The 19,393-nt window shown below is 70.2% G+C and carries 17 protein-coding genes; 8 read left to right on the plus strand and 9 right to left on the minus strand.

Going from position 1 to position 19,393, the window contains the following annotated elements:
• On the minus strand, window positions 1–1,233 hold the full coding sequence (locus tag Mth01_RS20410) for a sensor histidine kinase (protein WP_204017504.1): 1,233 nt from the start codon (window positions 1,231–1,233) through the stop codon (window positions 1–3).
• 145 nt (window positions 1,234–1,378) lie between these two features.
• On the opposite strand from Mth01_RS20410, the gene Mth01_RS20415 reads away from it, so the two are divergent.
• The 3 genes from Mth01_RS20415 to Mth01_RS29850 all read left to right on the plus strand — a co-directional run bounded on the left by Mth01_RS20415 (window position 1,379) and on the right by Mth01_RS29850 (window position 4,994).
• A complete protein-coding gene (locus Mth01_RS20415; RefSeq protein WP_204017505.1) occupies window positions 1,379–2,296 on the plus strand; it encodes an ABC transporter ATP-binding protein in 918 nt (305 codons plus the stop codon).
• Entirely contained in the window at window positions 2,293–3,075 is a 783-nt protein-coding gene (locus Mth01_RS20420; protein WP_204017506.1) for an ABC transporter permease, read from the plus strand. Before Mth01_RS20415 ends, Mth01_RS20420 begins: the two co-directional genes overlap by 4 nt.
• A gap of 224 nt (window positions 3,076–3,299) precedes the next feature.
• On the plus strand, window positions 3,300–4,994 hold the full coding sequence (locus tag Mth01_RS29850; protein WP_239089849.1) for a beta-1,3-glucanase family protein: 1,695 nt from the start codon (window positions 3,300–3,302) through the stop codon (window positions 4,992–4,994).
• Window positions 4,995–5,040: 46 nt separating this feature from the next.
• On the opposite strand, the gene Mth01_RS20430 is transcribed toward Mth01_RS29850, so the two are convergent.
• Window positions 5,041–5,880, minus strand: coding sequence for an SAM-dependent methyltransferase (locus Mth01_RS20430; RefSeq protein ID WP_204017507.1), 840 nt, complete (start codon window positions 5,878–5,880; stop codon window positions 5,041–5,043).
• 174 nt (window positions 5,881–6,054) lie between these two features.
• On the minus strand, window positions 6,055–6,873 hold the full coding sequence (locus tag Mth01_RS20435; protein ID WP_204017508.1) for an aldo/keto reductase: 819 nt from the start codon (window positions 6,871–6,873) through the stop codon (window positions 6,055–6,057).
• A gap of 97 nt (window positions 6,874–6,970) precedes the next feature.
• On the opposite strand from Mth01_RS20435, the gene Mth01_RS20440 reads away from it, so the two are divergent.
• Complete coding sequence (locus Mth01_RS20440) at window positions 6,971–7,687, plus strand: maleylpyruvate isomerase family mycothiol-dependent enzyme (RefSeq protein ID WP_308440823.1); 717 nt, start codon at window positions 6,971–6,973, stop codon at window positions 7,685–7,687.
• A gap of 26 nt (window positions 7,688–7,713) precedes the next feature.
• Here Mth01_RS20440 and Mth01_RS20445 read toward each other — a convergent pair whose 3' ends face one another.
• The 4 genes from Mth01_RS20445 to manA form a co-directional block, all read right to left on the minus strand.
• Window positions 7,714–7,869 carry a hypothetical protein gene (locus tag Mth01_RS20445; RefSeq protein WP_204017509.1) on the minus strand — a complete coding sequence of 52 codons (156 nt, stop codon included), beginning with the start codon at window positions 7,867–7,869 and terminating at the stop codon, window positions 7,714–7,716.
• 487 nt (window positions 7,870–8,356) lie between these two features.
• Window positions 8,357–9,160, minus strand: coding sequence for a CPBP family intramembrane glutamic endopeptidase (locus Mth01_RS20450; protein ID WP_204017510.1), 804 nt, complete (start codon window positions 9,158–9,160; stop codon window positions 8,357–8,359).
• A 69-nt stretch (window positions 9,161–9,229) separates the two neighbouring features.
• Window positions 9,230–10,285 (minus strand): polysaccharide deacetylase family protein, encoded by a 1,056-nt coding sequence (locus Mth01_RS20455; RefSeq protein WP_204017511.1) that lies wholly within the window; start codon window positions 10,283–10,285, stop codon window positions 9,230–9,232.
• 135 nt (window positions 10,286–10,420) lie between these two features.
• Window positions 10,421–11,548 carry a mannose-6-phosphate isomerase, class I gene (gene manA, locus Mth01_RS20460; RefSeq protein ID WP_204017512.1) on the minus strand — a complete coding sequence of 376 codons (1,128 nt, stop codon included), beginning with the start codon at window positions 11,546–11,548 and terminating at the stop codon, window positions 10,421–10,423.
• A 292-nt stretch (window positions 11,549–11,840) separates the two neighbouring features.
• Here manA and Mth01_RS20465 point away from each other — a divergent pair, with 292 nt between their 5' ends.
• Entirely contained in the window at window positions 11,841–13,253 is a 1,413-nt protein-coding gene (locus Mth01_RS20465) for an LCP family protein (RefSeq protein ID WP_239089850.1), read from the plus strand.
• A 14-nt stretch (window positions 13,254–13,267) separates the two neighbouring features.
• Here the strand turns inward: Mth01_RS20465 and Mth01_RS20470 are convergent, their stop codons facing one another.
• On the minus strand, window positions 13,268–14,146 hold the full coding sequence (locus tag Mth01_RS20470) for a hypothetical protein (protein WP_204017513.1): 879 nt from the start codon (window positions 14,144–14,146) through the stop codon (window positions 13,268–13,270).
• 350 nt (window positions 14,147–14,496) lie between these two features.
• Here Mth01_RS20470 and Mth01_RS20475 point away from each other — a divergent pair, with 350 nt between their 5' ends.
• The gene (locus Mth01_RS20475) at window positions 14,497–16,068 is read left to right on the plus strand and encodes a serine/threonine-protein kinase (RefSeq protein WP_204017514.1); all 1,572 of its coding nucleotides are present in this window, start codon (window positions 14,497–14,499) and stop codon (window positions 16,066–16,068) included.
• A 17-nt stretch (window positions 16,069–16,085) separates the two neighbouring features.
• Here Mth01_RS20475 and Mth01_RS20480 read toward each other — a convergent pair whose 3' ends face one another.
• On the minus strand, window positions 16,086–17,048 hold the full coding sequence (locus Mth01_RS20480; protein WP_204017515.1) for a LysR family transcriptional regulator: 963 nt from the start codon (window positions 17,046–17,048) through the stop codon (window positions 16,086–16,088).
• A 108-nt stretch (window positions 17,049–17,156) separates the two neighbouring features.
• Here Mth01_RS20480 and Mth01_RS20485 point away from each other — a divergent pair, with 108 nt between their 5' ends.
• Both Mth01_RS20485 and Mth01_RS20490 read left to right on the plus strand, forming a co-directional pair.
• Complete coding sequence (locus Mth01_RS20485; RefSeq protein ID WP_204017516.1) at window positions 17,157–18,449, plus strand: pyridoxal phosphate-dependent aminotransferase; 1,293 nt, start codon at window positions 17,157–17,159, stop codon at window positions 18,447–18,449.
• A gap of 149 nt (window positions 18,450–18,598) precedes the next feature.
• Window positions 18,599–19,243, plus strand: a complete 645-nt coding sequence (locus Mth01_RS20490) for a GNAT family N-acetyltransferase (protein WP_204017517.1) — start codon at window positions 18,599–18,601, stop codon at window positions 19,241–19,243.
• The last annotated feature ends 150 nt before the right edge of the window (window positions 19,244–19,393 follow it).

Below are 19,393 nucleotides of genomic sequence, written 5' to 3' on the forward strand. Positions count from 1 at the left end.
TCACTCATCACCTAACTCATCGCCCCGCTTCTCGTCGAGTCGCTCGTTCAGTCCCCGGATCGCGACGTCGAGCGGCAGCCGGGCGAGTACGCCGAACCCGCCGCCGGGACGCGGCCCGGCCTCGAACGCCCCGCCGTACATGAGAGCGCGCTCGCGCATGCCGATGATGCCGTGCCCCTGGCGTAGGGCTCGGCCGGGGCCCGAGGGGAGGACGCGCTCCCCGGGGCCGTCGTCGGTCACCTCGATCCGCAGCTCGCCGGCGGCCTCCTCGATCGCCACCCGGCAGCGTGCCGGGGCGGCGTGCTTCACCACGTTCGTCACCGCCTCCTGGACGATCCGGTAGGCCGACAGCTCGACGCCCTCCGGCAGCCGCCCGGGCACCCGTACCTCCAGGGCGACTCTGACCCCGGCCATGGCCGCCCGGCCGGCCAGCTCGGGCAGCGCGGCGAGCCCGGGCAGCGGCCCCAGATCGGCGGGCGTCTCCCCCGAGCGCAGAACGCCGAGCATGTGCCGCATCTCGGCGAGCGCCTCCCGGCTCGTCACCTCGATGACGCGCAACGCGTCGCGCACCTCTGCCGGGCGTTCGTCTGCCACGTGGTTGGCGATCGCCGCCTTCACCCCGATCACGCTCAGCGTGTGGGAGACGACGTCGTGAAGCTCACGGGCGATGCGCAGCCGCTCCTCCGCGACGGCCCGCCCGGCGAGCTGCTCGGCGGCTCGTGCGGCGTAGCCGCGCCGTTCCCGTACGGCCCGGCCGATCGTCCAGGCTCCACCCATCACGACACAGCCGAGCGCACCCCATCCCCACAGCGCACCGGTCTCCAAATTGGGAGCGGGCCCGGCGGTGACGGCGAGCAGCGCGAGAAGGATTGTGAAGGCCGCGATGGCGAGCGTGGGCTCCCACCGCCGCCGCCGTGTTGTGACGGCGACCAGGTAGAGCGCGTAGGCCGCGGCCGCGAACGGCTCGCGCACCACGCCGAGGAGCAGACCGGCCACGGAGCCCGCGAGCGTGACGCAGAAGACCGGCCCCGGCCACAGCCGGCGGACCCCCACCGGAAGCCCGATCACGGCGGCGACCAGGCACCGGGCCCACAGCGGGATCGGCGACGCGTACGCGAACGAGCCGAGGAAGAGCACGAACGCGTATCCCGCTCCGGCCGCGGCGTCGAGCGCGATCAGTTCGCCACGGCGCAGCCGCCGGGGGAACAGCGGCCGCACGTCCGGATCGTCCACGTCGGTAACGGTATCCTGCGGCTGTCCGGGCCGCCTCCGCCCACGGTAGGTCATCCCACGGTCTGATCTCGGCACGCGCCCGGCCTGAGGAAACCGGACCCGGGTCCGATGTGCTCGTGGCCGCGCGGACGGGACCGTGTGGAGCGTGATCGAAGTGAACGAACTGACCAAGCGGTACGGCTCCGCCGTCGCGGTCGACGACCTGACGTTCCACGTGAAACCAGGCCAGGTGACCGGGTTCCTGGGCCCGAACGGCGCGGGCAAGTCCACCACGATGCGGGTGATCCTTGGCCTGGACCGGCCCACGTCGGGGCAGGCCCTCGTGAACGGCCGCCGTTACGCCGAGATGCGCCGCCCGATGCGGGAGGTGGGGGCGCTGCTCGACGCCGGGACCGTACACGGCGGGCGCACCGCTCTGGACCACCTGCGCTGGCTGGCCCGAAGTAATCGGATCGGGAAGGACCGGGTGGTGTCCCTGCTGGAGCTGGTCGGGCTGGCCGGGGTGGCCCGCAAGCGGATCCGCACGTTCTCCCTGGGGATGAAGCAGCGGCTCGGGATCGCCGCCGCGCTGCTCGGCGATCCGGACGTGCTGCTGTTCGACGAGCCGGTCAACGGGCTCGACCCCGACGGGGTTCGCTGGATCCGGGAGTTGATGCGCGGCCTCGCCGCCGAGGGGCGCACGGTGCTGCTGTCGAGTCATCTGATGAGCGAGATGGAGCGCACGGCCGACCATTTGGTGATCATCGGCCGCGGGCGGCTGATCGCGGACACCTCGGTGCGGGAGCTGGTCGGACGGTTCCAGCGGGGTGTGCTGGTCCGCAGCCCCCGGGCGGGCGAACTGGCCGAGGCGCTGACCACCCGGGGCGCGACCGTCGTCACCGAGCCCGACGGAAGGTTGACCGTCACCGGGCTCGACGCGGTGGAGATCGGCGACCTGGCCGCCGGGCGTGCGATCCCGGTTCACGAGGTCACCCCGCACACCGCCTCCCTGGAGGACACCTACCTGCGGCTCACCGCGGAAACCACCGCGTATGCCTCGTCGCCGGAGAGGACCGCCCGATGATCGACGCACTCGCCGCCGAATGGCTGAAGATCCGCACGGTGCGGTCGACCCTGATCGTACTCGTGGTCCTGGCCGTCTTCGTGGGCCTGATGGCCCTGCTGGCGTGGTACGCGGCCGCCGCGTGGGATGCCATGACCCCGGAGCAGCGCTCGCACATGGCCGTGTCCGATCTGCCGCCGCTCGCGGAGTGGGTGGCCTCGCTGGCCCTGGCCGTGCTCGGGGTGTTGACGATCACCGGTGAGTACGGCACCGGCATGATCCGGACGACGTTCGCCGCGATGCCGACCCGGGGTGCGGTCCTGACGGCGAAGGCCGGGGTCGTCGCGGCCGTGGCGTACGTCACCGGGCTCGCGGCGGTCGTGGCCACCTTCTCCGTGACCCGGTTGATCATGGGTGGCCGCCCGATCCCCGGGCAGTCGCCGGAGCCGCTCTCCGACCGGCTCCCCCTGTTCCTCGCGATGGCGTTTTCGATCACGATGTTCGCGCTGCTCGGGCTTTTCCTGGGCGCGATCACCCGGTCAGCGGCGGGGTCGATCGCCATCCTCGTCGCGGTGTGGCACCTGGTCCCGATCGTCGTGAGCCACCTCCCGGCGCCATGGGACGAGCGGATCGGCTCGCTGATGCCGGCCGCGCTCGCGGGCCAGCTCGCCGGCGTCGGCAATCCCGACTCCGTCTACGGCTCGCTGCTGCCGCCGCTCGTCGCGCTCGCCGTGATGGCCGCCTACGTCGCCGTGCCGTACGGCCTGGCCGCCCTGCGCCTCAACCGCGGCGACGCCTGAGCTTCCCCCCTCCCCCCGGTGCGGCAGCTCTGCTGAGCGAGTTCTGAACGCGCTCTCTTGACATCTGTCTTGTTATGCACAAACTTTGCAGAGAGCGCTCTCACCATCAAAACCCCCCAACGAAGGCAGGCCTACCCCGAGGGCGGTCCGCTCATCCCCGCCATCCGATCCGGATGCCGGTGGCGGGCCGCCCCGCGGGTTCGCGCGCTGCCGAGGAGTCGCCGATGCGCCTAACACCGAAGACGGTCAGAAGAAAGCTGCTCACCTGCTTGGCCGCCATCGTGGTCGCTTCGCCGGTCGTCACGGTGGCGAGCCCGGCGCAGGCCGCCGCCGGGCCGGATCTGCTGCCGGTCACGATCACCAACAACACCGGCCGTAACGAACCGGTCTACCTGTATGTGCTGGGTCAGGACATCCGGCCCGGCGGCCGGCTGGGGTACGTGAACCGGGGCGGCGCTTTCTCCACATGGCCGGCCGGCTCGCTGCCGCCGTCCCCGGCGCCCGACGTGTCGATCCCCGGCCCCGGCAACGGCGGCAGCACGACCATCCACGTCCCGCGCTTCCTGTCGGGCCGGGTGTACTTCTCCTTCGGCGAGAAGCTCAGGCTCTTCGTCACTCCGGACGGTCTGGTGCAGCCGGCTCCCTGGGCGGGCGGCGATCCCAACCGTGACGTCCTCTTCGACTGGAGCGAACTCACCTACAACGACGCGGGCCTGTGGATCAACAGCACACAGGTCGACCAGTTCGCCGTCCCGCACGCCGTCAGCGTGACCGGCGGCGACGGGGTGACCAAGCGGACCGGTGAGCTGGTCGGCAACGGCCGGCAGAACGTCATCAACGGCCTCAAGGGGCAGCCCGGCTGGGAGAAGACGGTCCACACCCGGGGCGACGGCACGGTACTGCGGGTCCTGTCACCCGGCAAGGCCGCCGACGCCGGGCTGCTCGACAGGAGCTACCTGGACCCGTACATCACCAGCGCGTGGAACGCCTACACCGGCAAGACCCTGACCATCGTGCCGTTCCGGGACCAGCCCAACATCAAGTACTTCGGCCGCACATCAGGCAACGTGCTGAACTTCACCGATGGCTCCGGCCGGCAGGTGCACTCCATCAGGAAGCCGAGCACGGCGGACGTCTGGGGGTGCAGCGGCGCTCTCTTCGCGCCAAATGACAATGTCGCAGGACCGATCGCGCGGACGGTCTGCGCGGCCCTGCAGCGGTCCACGCTCGGCACCATGGACACCCAGCCGAGCTACGACCCTGCCGATTTCTACCGCGGTTCGTTGACCAACCACTACTCGCGGGTCATCCACGCCAACATGGTGGACGGCAAGGCGTACGGGTTCCCCTTCGACGACGTCGGCAACTTCGAGTCACTGGTGCACGACGGCAACCCGCGCTCGGCCGGCATCACCCTGACTCCGTTCGGCGCGGGCGGCCCGCCCGACTCCGGCATTCCCCTCAACAAGCCGGTGTCGTTGCGGGTCACCACGCCCGGGTTCACCGACCGCTACCTGCGCCACCAGAACGGCCTCGCCCGCACCGACGTGATCGATGGCGGCAGCGCCGACGTGGCCAAGGCGGACGCCACGTTCTGGGTCCGCCCCGGTCTGGCCGACTCCTCATGCGTGTCGTTCGAGTCGCGCAACTTCCCCGGAGACTACCTGCGGCACTCCGATTACCGGCTGCGCAAGGACCGTCGGGACGGCAGTGCTCTGTTCGCCGCCGACGCCACCTTCTGCCCCCACAAGGTGGCGGGCGGGACGGCGCTGGAGTCCTACAACTACCGCGGTCACTACATCCGCCACTACAACGCGTCGGTCTACATCGCGAAGCGGGGCGGGCCGCGCCCCTATGACACCCCCACCCGCTACGCCGAGGACACCAGCTGGGCCATCGCCCAGCCTTGGGCCCCCTGACACGGATGGTCCGGCCCACCGGGACACGGTGGGCCGGATCCCTGGCCTAGGGTTTGCGGGCGAGGGCGGCGAAGCCGGCGACCACGGGGGGCTCGCCGAAGGGGGTGTCCTCGGGCCGCCACCGGGACATCGAGACCATGCCGGGCTCCACCAGTTCGAGTCCGTCGAAGAAGCGGCCGACCTGCTCCCGGCTGCGGGCGGTGAGGGGCACCGGCGCGTGCTCGTTCCAGATCGCCAGCGCGTCCGCGTTCGCCTTCCTGACCGCCTCGTCACCGAGATCGGACGTGGAGTGGGTCATGGCCAGGTAGCTGCCCGACGGCACGGCCTCCAGCAGCCTGGCCAGGATCGCGCGCACCTGGTCGTAGTCGGGGATGTAGTGCAGGATGCCGAGCAGCATGATGGCGACCGGGCGGCTGAAGTCCAGCGTCCTGGCCGCCCCCGCCAGGATCGCGTCTGGTTCCCGCAGATCGGCCTCGATGTAGTCGGTCACCCCGGGTGGCGTGCTGGTCAGCAGCGCCTGGGCGTGCACGAGGACGAGGGGATCGTTGTCGACGTAGACGATCCGCGACTCGGGAGCGATCCGCTGGGCCACCTCGTGGGTGTTGTCCATCGTCGGCAGGCCGGTGCCGATGTCCAGGAACTGCCGGACGCCAGCCTCGCCGGCCAGATACCGTACGGCACGCCTCAGGAAGCCCCGGTCGTTGCGGGCGATCTCGGTGATCTGCGGGAAGACGCGCATGGCCTGCTCGGCGACCATGCGATCGACCGGATAGTTGTCCTTGCCGCCGAGGAAGTAGTTCCACACCCTGGCGCTCTGCGGCACGCCGGTGTCGATCTCCCGCGCCGCCGGCCGGTCTGAGGGCCCGGCGAAGTCCTGGTCGCTCACGCGAATCTTCTCCCGCTCGGCCTACAACAGCGGAATCGAGCCTACCGTTCCGTAGATCATCACACTAGATCGTCCGTGTATCCCGAGAGCCTCGGGCGACTGGTTGATCCCCCGGCAGTACGATCACGCCCGGACGGTCGAGGTCGTCCTGGCTTAGCTCGTGTCCCCGTGGTGTCAGTCGAACGTCACCGGGTCGGGGCCGAGGCGGCGGCCCGAGTCCAGCGCGGTGATCGCGTCCATCTCCTCCTGGTCGAGGGCGAAATCGAAGACTTCGATGTTCTCCCGGATCCTCGCGGGGGTCACCGACTTGGGGATCACCAGGTGGCCGAGCTGGATGTGCCAGCGGAGCACCGCCTGGGCCGGGCTCTTGCCGTACCTGCCTCCGATCTCCGCGAGCAGCGGAAGGTCGAGCAGGCCCTGACCCTGGCCGAGCGGGCTCCACGCCTCGGTGACGATGCCGTGCTTGGCGCCGACCGCCCGCATCTCGGCCTGCCCGAGCTGTGGATGCAGCTCGATCTGGTTGACGGCGGGGACCACCTCCGCCTCGGCGAGCAACCGGTCCAGCGTCTCGGCCGTGAAGTTGGAGACCCCGATCGCCCGGACCCGGCCGTCGGCGTAGAGCCTCTCCAGCGCCTTCCACGTCTCCACGTACCTACCCTGCGCCGGGCACGGCCAGTGGATCAGATAGAGGTCCACCACGTCGAGCCCGAGACGCTCGACACTGGCGTCGAAGGCCCGCAGCGCGTTGTCATGGCCATGGTCGCGGTTCCACAGCTTGGTGGTGACGAACAACTCGTCCCGGGGGATGCCGGACTCCCGTACGGCCCGGCCGACGCCCTCCTCGTTGCGGTAGAGCTTGGCCGTGTCGATGCTGCGATAGCCGGCGTCGAGGGCGACGCGCACGGCCCGCTCGGCCTCGTCGTCGGGCACCCGCCACGACCCGAACCCGAGTTGCGGCATGGTGACACCGTTGTTGAGAGTGATGATGTTCATGCCCTCATGCTGCCCGAACGCTTCACGATCTCCACACCGGGACCGGGGGCGGGCGGTGGCGGTAGTGAAGCCAGGCGGATCGGGTACCGCTCACGGCATGATGACGTCTGAACCGGATGTGCTGGCGCGGCTTGAGCCGTTCGACATCTTCGACACCGAGGCGAGGCGGCTCGACCGCTTCTTCTCCGGACTGGACGACGAGGGCTGGAGCCGGCCGTCGAGGTGTGAGGGGTGGACGGTGCGCGACGTACTCGCCCATCTCGCCGGGGAGGAGCTCTACAACCACGCCTGCCTCGACGAGGACATGGACGGGTTCTTCGAGATGCTCGAACGCGAAGGGGTGCGGTCGGGCTTCGACGCGTTCAACGAGTGGTGCGTGCACAAGCGCCACAGCCTGCCGGTCGAGCAGGTGCTGGACGAGTGGCGGAGCAAGAACGCCGAGACCCGAAGGCGGATGCGCGACCTGGGCCGGGGCGGGTCGCTCCAGACGTCCATCGGGCCGTACCCGGTGGGTCTGCAGACCTTCCACTACGACTCCGAGTACGCCACGCATGCCGACGACGTGGGTGCCCCGGTGGCGGACGACGAGGCGGCGGCGAGGCTCACCTGGCGGGTCGATTTCGGGTTGTTCGCTCTCGAGGAGCACGGCTCGAAGGCCCGGATCGAGCGGGACGGGGACCGGATCACGGCACACGTCGACGGCCTGACGGCTGATCTGACCGAGGTGGAGTTCGTCGAGGCGACGGTCGGCCGGCTGCCGGCCGCGCACCCGCTCGATTCCCGGATCCGCGGCACGCTCCGCTGTCTCGCCTGACCCCGCCTCGGCGGCTCTCAAGCGTCTCAGGGGTCGGCCGCGGCCGCGGCGGTCGCGGGTAATAACTCGCCGCGGTGGTCCGCCGCGGCGGCGGACGGCGGGACGGGTGTGATGGTCGGCGGCGTCGGCGACGGGCCGAACGGCAGGGCGCGACCGGGCCCGAGCGGGCCGTCGCCTGCCACCGCGACCGTCTGAGCCGGACGATGAATCGTACGGCCGGGCCGGGCGGGGAGACGAGGATGAGCCGGGCACGGGCGCAAGCGGGGCCGGGCCGGACGGATGCCCGGCGAAGTCGTGGAACTCGACCGAGTGGCAGGCCCCCGCCGGGTGCGCGGCGTGATCGGTCTGCGTGCGCGCTGCGCTCGCGTGGCGGCCTGCCGCCGTACGGTCACGGGCCTGGCCGACGTGCTATGTGAAGAACGCTCCAGTAAGCGAATCAACGCGAAAATCCCCGATGATGACGGCCGAAGGTTCGGCCGGTTCGGCTGGTTTGGCTGGTTTGACGGTGCTTTGCCGGGGGGATTCGGACGTGTCGCTCATCCAGTCGTCCAGGCGATTGGCGGCGGCACGTCAACCATGCACCGCGATCGGCCGCATATCAACGAGGCGCGCCATCCCCCCGCCACCACCCGCCATCACCCGCCATCACCCCCACCCGTGATCCTGCGGTCAGGGGAGCCAGGAGACTCGGTCGCGCAGGATGCCGTACCCGACGAAGGCGACGACGTCGATGATCGTGTGGGCGGCGACCAGCGGCATGGCCCGGCCCCAGCGCTGATAGAGGCGCCCGAAGACCAGGCCCATCACCACGTTGCCGACGAATCCCCCGAAGCCCTGATAGAGGTGATAGGAGCCGCGCAATATCGCGGACACGATCACAGAGCGCCACGGTCGCCAGCCGAGCTGCCCGAGACGGTGCAGCAGATATCCGCTGACCAGGACCTCCTCCAGCACCCCGTTCTGGGCGGCCTCCGCGACCAGCACCGGCACCCGCCACCACACTTCGGGCAGGCTCTCCGGCACGACGTTGAGGTTGAACCCTGCCTGGAACACCAGCAGGTAGAACACCAGCCCGGAGCCGCCGATCAGCGCCGCGAGCGCGGCCCCGCGCAGCAGGTCGCGGCCTGGCTCGCGGAAGTCGACGCCGATCGTCCGCATCGACTCCCCCGAGCGGGCCAGCAGATAGGCGACCAGCCCGACCGGCGCCACGTTGATCGCGATCCCGGCGATGTGCAGGGTCAGGTCCAGCCAGGGACGACCCGGCGCCAGGGAGCCGACGAGCACCGCGTCCTGGCCGCCGAGCTGCTCGGGCGCGGTCAGCGCGCCGACCAGGCGGATCAGCGACAGCAGCGCACTGGCGCCGAGCGAGATCGCGAACACCGCGATGATCTCGGGCCCGATGAGCCGTCGCGTGAGCCCCCGCAGGTCGACCCCCCTGCCGTCCGGCCAGGCGCCGGCCTCGTCCTCGTTCATGTTCCGCAGGCTAACCGGCGATGGCGAACCCGGACGATTCGCGCGTCCCCCACAGCCGGTAGAGCGACGTCAGTACGGTAGTGTGCGGGCCGAGAAGGCCGGGGACGCGAAGGGCGCCTTGAACTTCGGGAACGCAACGGTCTTGGGATTGCCGTCCGAGGTGTACCGATCGTTGGGGTTCGCCTTGAGCCAGTCGAGCCATGCCGCCGAGCAGAACTTGGCGCAGTCGGTGTTCTTCACCTTCTCCTTCGACCGGATCCGCGGAATGCCGGCCGGGTCGAAGTCCTTGGTGAACGGCGACTGCGCCGGCGTGTAACCCGCCAGGAACTCGCCCTTGTAGTTGTAGGTGACCCCCTTGTACGTCCCGTGCAGCCCCCACTCCTTCTTCTTCGGCTGGTTGCCGTACGGCAGGGCCAGCGTGACCGGCGGGGTCTTGATCAACGAGATGATCTCGTTGTGCATGGAGACGATCTGCTTGGCCACCTCCTCCTGCGACTTTCCGCGTAGGTTCACGTGGTCGTGCGTGTGGTTACCGATGTCGAACCCGCGGTCCTTCAGCCACTCCAGGACCTGGATCTGCTCCTCCTGACGTGTCTTGCCGAAGAGGTCACGGATGACGTACATCGTGGCCACCGGGCGGAAACCCGGATGCTTTTTGGCGACGTCCATCAGGATGCCGACCGCGCAGTCCGGCGCGGGCTTGCCCATCCCGTCGAGCGTGAGCTGCGCGGGTGAGGCGTCGTCGAAGGTCAGCACGACGGGGTGCTTGCCGGCCGGAATGTCGATCTTTCCGGTCACGTACTCAGCGGCCGTGATCGGCACATAGTTCTCCCGTGCCAGGCGTTCCAGCTCGGCGCGGAACTGCTCGGGAGTGAGGTCGTCGCCGGGGGCCGGATTCTTCATCACCCGGTGGTACATGAGCACGGGAATCTGACCCAGCTCGTTGGCCTTCACCCGTGCGGCCGCCTGTTCCTCGGCCTTGCGGGTCTTCGCCTCGGCGGCCACCTTGGCCGCCTGGGCCTGCGCGTCTTCGTGCTTCGGCTTGCTCCCCCCGGACACGCAGGAGGACAGCACTATGACGCTCAAAGACGCCATGCCGATGCCGGCAACCCTGAAGCGTCCCATGACTCCCCCTCGATGGGCACGCGGTTCGATGGATCACTCCTACCCGCGGGAACCGGAGGATTCACAGTCAGTAGGACAAACAACACGCTCCGTATATCTTCGAGATCCTTACGCGTCGCGCCACCCGCCGGACCCTTACATCTGGGGTTCGGCGCAGAACACGACGCCCTCGCCGGACAGCTCGACCGGCCCGTCCGACGCGGGGACGAACACCGACTCGCCCGGCTCCAGCTTGACCTGCGACCCCGACTCGGCGCCGAGACGTACCCTGCCCTCGAAGCACAGCACGATCCTCGGCAGCTCACCCTCCAGCACTCCGCCCTCGCCGGAGACGGCGAGCCGCCGCAGCCGGAAGTCGGGGCACGGCGGCGAGTAGACGCCGTCACCACCCCGAAAGACGGGCGGCACCGGCAACGGCCGGGCGTCGGGGTCGGTGATGCGCAGCAACTCGGGCACGTCGATCGGCTTGCCGGTGAGCCCGGCCCGCAGCACGTTGTCCGAGCATGCCATCATCTCGACGGCGAACCCGTCGAGATAGCAGTGCAGCACCCCGGCCCCGAGGAACATCGCCTCGCCCGGCGCCAGTTCGTGACGGTGCATCAGCAGCGGGGCGAGCACGGCCGGGTCCGCCGGATAGCGTCGCGCGAGCCGTACGACCAGGGCGTATTCGGGGTGGTGCACGGCCGAGGCGGCCCACACGATCGACTCGACCAACTCGCGCCTCGGCTCCCGCGACTCCAGGAGCGCGCGCAGCGCGCCGAGGCGGTCGCCTTCGGCCAGCAGCGCCACGACCGGCTGGAGCGCCCGCACATGCAGCCGGTCGATCAGCTTCGCCGCCTGGTCGGCCGACCGGAGACCGGCCAGCCCGGTGAACGGCGTCAGTGCGCAGACCAACTCCGGCTTGTGCCACGGGTCGGCGTAGTTCGCGTCGCCCCGCGCGTGGCCGTCGGCCGCCTGCGCCGCGTCGGGGTGGACCTGCAGCGACAGCGGCCGGCCGACCGCGATCAGCTTCATCAGGTACGGCAGGCGTTTCCCGAACCGGTCGGCGACCGGCCGCCCGAGCATACCCACCGGGTCGGCGGCGACGGCCTCCGCGAGCGTGCGGTCCGGCGACCCGTCGCGGACCAACAGCGACGGGCTCGCCGGGTGCGCGCCGAGCCACATCTCCGCCTCCGGCCCGTCGGCGACCCGGCCGGTCAGGTCGGCGATGGCCGTACGGGACCCCCAGGGGTAGTCCTTTATCGGATTGCTGAGCAGATCCACGAGCGTCCTTGTCTGATGACCCTCAGAAGGGGAAGGGCTGCCGGGAGTCCGAGCGTAACAAGGAAGTGCCCGGTCACCGGCATCCCATTGATCTCGGATGTCACCCCCTTCGCCTCGTTCACGCGCCGCGACCCTGATCGTTTCCCAAGACTCCTTAGCCGGGGCTTGAATTGTGCTTGCCGGCTTTTCAGATCCGATGTCCAAGGGAGATCGCTACACTTGGCGCGGTTTTTGCCGCTACTGACCTTCGACCAGGGGTAAACGCCCAGGTCCGAACCCTCAGGAGCAACACGTGGGTCACGTCGATGTCCGTCCGGCGCGGCCGGTGGAGGCGGATCTCCCAACGCCTTCCCGGGGCGCGCCCCGGTGGCGTGCCTGGCTGTGGGTGGTCCTGTCGGCGGCGCTGGGCGTCCTGACCGCCGTCGCGACCGTCATCGTGGGCGGCGCGGTGAAGCTCACCACCAACGTGAAGCACGAGGAGGTGACCACGGAGGAGCTGGGGTCGGCACGCCCGGTGAAGATCAGCAAGGCGATGAACATCCTGATCGTCGGCTCCGACCAGCGGGACGGCGCGAACGCCAGATACGGCCGGATGCCCGGCGAGCGTACGGACACCATCATCCTCGCCCACATCTCACCTGAGCGGGACGGCGCGGTCCTGATCAGCTTCCCCCGCGACTCACTCGTCGAGCTCCCGGCGTGCCCGGCGAAGCGGAACCTCCCCGGCCAGCAGCCCCACATCGGCATGATCAACGAGTCGTTCAACTACGGCGGCATCGGTTGCACCTGGCTGACCATCGAGCGCCTGACCGACATCCACATCGACCACTTCGTGAAGGTCGACTTCACCGGCTTCAAGGCCATGGTGAACGCGCTGGGCGGCGTCCCCGTCTGCATCCCCCAGCCGATCCACGACACCAAGGCACAGCTCGATCTCCCGGCGGGACGACAGGTGCTCAAGGGCGAGCAGGCGCTCGGGTACGTCCGGGCCCGCTACAGCCTCGGCGACGGCTCCGACATCGGCCGAATCCAGCGGCAGCAGATGTTCCTCGCCTCGATGGCCAAGGAGGCGATGAGCGGTGAGACGCTGACCCACCCGTCGAAGCTGTTCGGCTTCCTCGACGCGGTGACCAAGTCGCTCACCACCGATCCAGAGTTCTCCGTTGGAGTGATGAAGGACCTGTTGACCAGCGCTCAGGGCCTCACCGCCGGGCAGATCCGGTTCGTCACCACCCCCTGGCGCTACTCGGTCACGCAACGGGGTCGCGTGGAGTGGGTGCAGCCCCAGGCCGACAACCTGTTCAAGATGGTCGCGGCCGACCGGATCAGCAAGAACGTCAAGAGCGGCCAGCAGAAGATTCCCAAGTCTCAGGTTCACATAATCGTGCGGAACGGCTCGGGCCTGCCGGGACTCGCCACCGAGGCCGCCGCCGAGCTCGAACAACGCGGCTACCACATCGTCAAGGTGGAGACCGCGGCCAAGCCGTACGCGCGGACGTTCGTCAAGTACAGCCCGAACGGCGAGGCCCGGGCTTCCCGCCTGATTCGTGAACTGAAGAAGTCGCGGGCCTTCCCGGTGCGGAAAGCGCGGACCCAGACGGTCGTCCTCGTCGTCGGCGCCAACTGGCGTGGCCTGAAGACCCCCAGGACCCTGGACGACGTGGAGGGCTTCGACGCCACCCAGGACAGCTGCACCGCCTCCTGACCACGAAAGACGATCTAGAACAGCCAGCCGAGCAGGCCGCCGCGTCGTCTGTCCTCCGGCTCCTGGGTGGGGGGCGGCTCCGGGGCGGACGTCGCCTCGCCGGTCGCCGGCGGCGGGTCGGACGGTACGGACGACACGGGCGGCGCCGTCGGCTCGGTCGTCTTCTCAGAAGACTGGGGCTCGATGACGGCCGGGTGCGAGGCCGTCGGTGACACGGGCGGACGACGGGCGGGCGTGGCCTTCGCGGTGGGGGTGACGGCGGGCCCACTCGTCGGGGCCGTGCCCAGGCGGACGATCGGGGAGGGTGTCTGCGCCGGGGTCGTGGTCTCGGTCGGAACGGGGTCCGCCACGGACTCGTCGATCGGCTCGGCCGAGACGGCGGGGGAGGACATCACGGGGGCCTTCGCCGTACAGTCGCCGGTGCAACTCTCGGAGGGGCCGCCGGCCCATGCGCTCAGCGCCCAGATCGCGGCCACCACCGCGACGCCGACGCCGGCCACCCGGAGCAGCACGCCGCCGCGCCGCCGCTCCCCGAACTCCTCGGGGTCGCCCTGGCCGCGCCATCCCGCGCCGAGGAATCCCTTCGGGTCGTCCCGTTCGTCGTGATCTTCGTGACCCGCGGCTCCGTCGGCTTCTCCGTATTCATCATGCTCAGCGGGGGCCCGGTCCCGGCCGTGCTCCCGGGTCCAGTCGGCGGAGAGCAGGTCGCCGTCCGAGGTGACGCCCGCCGCGGCCGGTCCGGGATGCGGCGGCATCTCATCCGGCCGGTCGGACCAGAACCTGCCGGCGCCTGTGCCGTACCGGGGATCGGCCTGGATGTACGGCCGCACGAGAGGCCCGGTCTGTTCGAGTTGTCCGGTCTCCAGGGGATCCTCGGGAAACTGGTCGGCCATGAGGTCCTTCCTCTTGCTCAACGTGCTCGGGCTTTCCGCGCCACGCCACGCCACGCCACGCCGCACCGCACACCGCACCGCACCGCACCGCACCGCACCGCACCGGGAAACCCGTTAACGGATGTTCATAGCACCATCCGACACCGCTTGTCCGGAAATTCCACAGGAATCACTGGAATCACGTGAGTCACCCCTCTACCCAGAAGAGGCCGGCAACTGCCTCCCACCGGACTTGACGGGAATCTCCCGCGGCGTGGGCGCGACCCGTGGAAGTGGTGGTCACATTGGGCGGGTAGTTGTGCAAGACTCCGCTTTCAGTGGTATTCGCCCGGGCGCAAGAGGCAGGCGAGATGGGTACTGCGGGGCAGCTCATTGTCAGGCGGTATCGGCTGGTGCGCGCCCTCGGGCAGGGCGGCATGGGCATCGTCTGGGAGGGCCACGACACCCTGCTGGATCGCCCGGTCGCGGTCCGTCAGGTGCTGCTGCCCCCGGCTCTCGGCGAGACCCGGCGGCTGCGGCTCGCCCAGCGCGTCGCCCGCGAGGCACGCCAGGCCGAACGGCTGCGCCATCCGAACATCGCCGCCGTCTACGACGTGGCCGAGGAGGACGGCACGCCGTACATCATCATGGAACTGGTCCGCTCGCGCTCGCTCGACGGCATCGTCGCGAGCGACGGCCCGCTCCCGCCCGAGCGCGCCGCACCTCTCGCGCGCAAGCTCCTGGCCGCGCTGGCGCACGCCCATGCCGCGGGCGTACGGCACGGCGACGTACGACCGTCGAACGTGCTCATCGGGCACGACGGACGGGTGCTGCTGGCCGACTTCGGCACCGGTGCGCTCGCCGCCGACGCCGCCTTCTCCGCATCCCACACCCGGCGGGCCCCCGCGCACGGCGAGCCGGTCAGCGCGACACGAGGGGTGCAGGCGTTCCTCGCCCCGGAGCGGGCGGACGGCGCGGCCCTCACCGCCGCCTCCGACCTGTGGGCACTGTCTGATCTGCGGGCACTGTCTGATCTGCGGGCGCTGTCTGATCTGTGGGCACTGTCTGATCTGTGGGCATTGGGCGCCACGCTGCACTTCGCGATCACCGGAAGGCCGCCGACCCCCGACTCCGCCGAGCTGTCACCCGACGAAGTCCTCCACACGGTGGTGAACGGGCTGCTGGCGCGAGATCCCCGCACGCGGCTCGAGCCGCGGACCGCGAACCGGCTGCTCGCCGAGATCGAACCGGCCGCTCCCCCGCCGCCGGCATCCCGAGGCGGGAGACGTACCCGCCTGATGGCGGGGCTCGCGGCGGCCGCCGTGGTCGCCGGAGCGGTCGGCGGCTGGGCGGTCCTGCGGCCGCATCCCGGCGCCTCCGACACCCGGGTCCCGCTCGCGGCGAACGCCTCGGCGCCCGCACCGGGGACCCCGGCGACCGCGTCCGGCGCCCCCACCCGGACAGCCGGGGCATCCCCCGCCCCGCGGCTCAGGCTGAAGTGGCACCGGTCGACGGCGGGCTGGCGGGCCGCCGTACCGCGAGCCTGGACGATCGAGCAGGCGGAGTTCTCCACCCGGTGGCTCGACCCGGAGGGCCGGGCACGATTCGAGCTCGAGGTCACCGCCCAGAGCGGCACCGACCCGCTGGGGACGCTCCGCGAGGCCGAGGCGATCCTCGACGCGAAGGACTACCGGAAGCTGCGGCTCAGGGCGATCTCCAGCAAGTACGGCACGGCCGCCGACTGGGAGTTCACCTGGACGCGACGCAAGGCGTCGGCGGAGAGCCATCTGGCCAGGGGCACGGCCTACCATCAGGCCAGACGGGTCATCTCGACCGAGACCACGACCAGCGTGCTGACCTGGACGACGACCGCCGACGACTGGGAGCGGCTACGCCCCACCCTGACCAGGGTCTTCGCGCTGTTCCAGCCGCCCACCGGCTGAGACCGCCCACGAGTTGATCATTTGCCGTCCCGGACGGCCGGGAACGACGTGTTCAGGTGGCCGAGGTCGGCGGCGAGGTAGCGGGCGGCGGCGCGCAGGGCGCGCAGCATCGCCGCGACCGACGGTCGCCGGACCGCCGACTTCCTGGCGACCGCGTAGAGGTAACGCTCGATCGGCTCGCCGGGAAGCCGCCTGACGGCGATCCCACGCGTGCCGCCGGCCAGCGCGAGGGCGGGCACCGCCGCGATGCCGATTCCCCTGCCGACCAGTCCGAGGATCGTCCCCAGCCCTTCGAACTCCCATGCGACGGGCGGCGGGCCGCCGACGCCGGCCAGCAGCCGCTCGACGGCCTCGCGAGAGGGCTCGCCCTCCGGGGTGACCATCCACGGCTCGTCTTTCAATGCCATCAGGTCGACGGGCACCGCCGGGTCGGCCACCGGGTGGCGTCGCGGCACGACGAGCACCATCGGATCTGTCAACAGTGGGACGGCCGCCAGGGCGCTGTGCCCGTCCAGGTCGCCCAGCCGCCCCTGCCAGTCGTCGATCAGCGCGATGTCGGTCTCGCCGGACTCGACCTCCCGGATGCCGTGGCCCGGCCGGGTCTGCCGCAGCCGCAGCGCGAGCTCCCCATGGCGGCGCAGCAACCGGGTGAGCGCGGGCGCGAACGCCACGGCCCCGGTCGGGAAGGCCGTCACCACCACCCGCCCGGACGGGGTGCCCGCATGGGCGGACAGGTCGGACTCGGCGGCCTCCACCATGGACAGGATGTGTTTGCCGTGCTCGACCAGGCGCCAGCCCGCGTCGGTCAGCTCGGCGCTGCGGGAGGTCCGATCCAGCAGTACGGCTCCCGCCTCCCGTTCGAGCACGGCGAGCTGCTGGGAGACGGCCGACGCGCTGTAGCCGAGCGCCGCGGCGGTGGCGGCGATGCTTCCTCGCCTCGCGAACTCACAGATCAGAGCAATTCTCCGGATATCGAGCATCGGTTTTCCTTACTCCCGGCCCCGGAAAGCCTCGCTTGTTCTTACGCCTTCACCCAATCACTCTGGGAACGATCCATCCACGGATTCCACGGTTTCGAAGGAAGACAGATGAACGTCCCGATCTCGCCCACCCTGGCCGCGAATGAAGAGATCGCCCGAAGACGTAAGCATGGGCAGCAGGTCGTCAACCTCGCCTTCGGGGAGGCGGGCCTACCGGTCCATCCCGCGCTGCGGGACGCGCTCGCGCAGGCGTCCGGCAAGAACGCGTACGGACCGGTCGCCGGCTCCGTCGCCCTCCGCGAGGCGGCGGCGGGTTACTGGTCGCGACGCGGCATCTCGGCCCACCCCGACCTGGTCGTCTGCGGCCCGGGCAGCAAGGCCCTGCTGTACGGCCTCCTGCTCGCACTCGGCGGGGACGTCGTGCTGCCCAGGCCGAGCTGGGTCAGCTACGCGGCCCAGGCACGGCTCGTCGGCGTCCATCCGATCATGGTTGCGCCGCCTCCCGGAGAGGGGGGCGTGCCCGATCCGGAGCTGGTCGCGGCAGCGGTCGCGGCGGCCAGGGCGCGGGGCAGGACGGTCACGTCGCTGCTGGTCACCCTGCCGGACAACCCGACCGGCCGGCTGGCGAGGCCGGAGACCGTACGGCGCCTCGCCGCGCTCGCCCGCGAACTGGACCTGACCATCATCTCGGATGAGATCTACCGCGATCTCCTGCATGACCCCGCGGCGACCTTCCTCAGTCCGGCCGAGGTCGCTCCCGAGCGCACCGTCGTCACGACCGGGCTGAGCAAGAGCCTCGCGCTGGGCGGCTGGCGGATCGGCGTCGCACGGCTGCCCGAGACCGGCCTATCTGAGCCCCCGCACGCCTCGAACCCGCACGCCTCGAACCCGCACGCCTCGAACCCGCACGCCTCGAACCTGCACGGGCGGCTGCTGGGGGTGGCGAGCGAGATCTGGTCGAGTCCCGCCGCACCCGTGCAGCACGCGGCCGCCTACGCCTTCGGCGAGCCCGCGGAGCTCGTCCGGCGGGTCGCGGCCAGTCGCCGACTGCACGGCATCGTGGCCCGCGCGGTCGCCGAACACTTCACGAAGGTGGGGGCGCACCTGGACGACCCCCAGGGAGGGTTCTACCTCTATCCCGAAATAGCGGGATTCGCTGGTTCCGCCGAGCTCGCGGCGGTGCTCCTCGACCGGCATGGCGTCGCCGTACTGCCGGGAACGGCCTTCGGAGACGCCCCGGACGCGGCGCGTGTCCGGGTCGCCACGAGCCAGCTCTACGGCGAGTCCGACGAACAGCGCACGGCGGCGCTCCACGCGGAGGATCCGCTCGAGTTGCCCTGGATCGCGGCCTCTCTGCGGCACCTCGAGGAGGCACTGACGGCGCTGCGGATCTTTGGCTGAATCTTTACCTTGGGTCCCACCGGAGAACACCGCTCCGCATGGCCTCTGAGCTGCGATTTTACGCCCGTTACCTGGCGTTGATCCGGACTCCCACAAGTTGTCTCCTGTCAGCGTACCCAGCGCGGTTTCGCAGGCCTCATCATTTGCTCATGCCCGCTTTTGTCACCCTGTCCGGGCGCTCCGTGCGCCTGGAACCGCTCAGCCTCGCGGCACTGGACGATCTCGTCGCCGCGTCGAGTGAAGACCGTTCCAGTTACACCTTCACTCGCGTTCCCGCATGCCGGGAAGAGATGGCCTCCTACGTGGAGGCCGCCATGGCTGAGCAGGCGGAGGGCCGTACGCTGCCCTTCGCCATCCGGTGGCTGCACACCGACCGCGTGGTCGGTGCCACCCGTCTGATGCACCTGGAGTACTGGCAGGGCCCCATGCCCTGGCCACCGGGGACGAAAGGCGTGGTGGGTGAGGTCCCGTCCGTGGCGGACATCGGTTACACCTGGCTGGCCAAGTCGGCTCAGGGAACCGGGGTCAACCGGGAGAGCAAGTTCCTGATGCTCTCCCTCGCCTTCGAGACCTGGCAGGTTCACCGGATCACCCTCAAGGCAGATGTACGCAACATGCGATCCCGGGCCGCCATCGAGGCCCTCGGCGCACACCTGGACGGTGTGCGACGAGCGGACAGCCGAGGCGCCGACAACACGGTCCGAGATACGGCGTACTACTCGATCCTGAGCCATGAATGGCCCGCCGTACGCGAACGTCTGCGCGCGCGGCTGGGCCTCGTGGAAGCAGCTTAGATCCCGTCCTTCTAGACGTTTCGGGACGCTACAGGACGTTTCGGGATGTACCTGCACGCTTCTGGACGTATTCCGATCGACATTCGGATATTCGGATCACTTTGAGAAAGGAACCGGCGCGGCCCGTCCCTATAGGACGGGCCGCGCCGG

The organism is Sphaerimonospora thailandensis (assembly GCF_016863115.1).
GTDB lineage: Bacteria > Actinomycetota > Actinomycetes > Streptosporangiales > Streptosporangiaceae > Sphaerimonospora > Sphaerimonospora cavernae.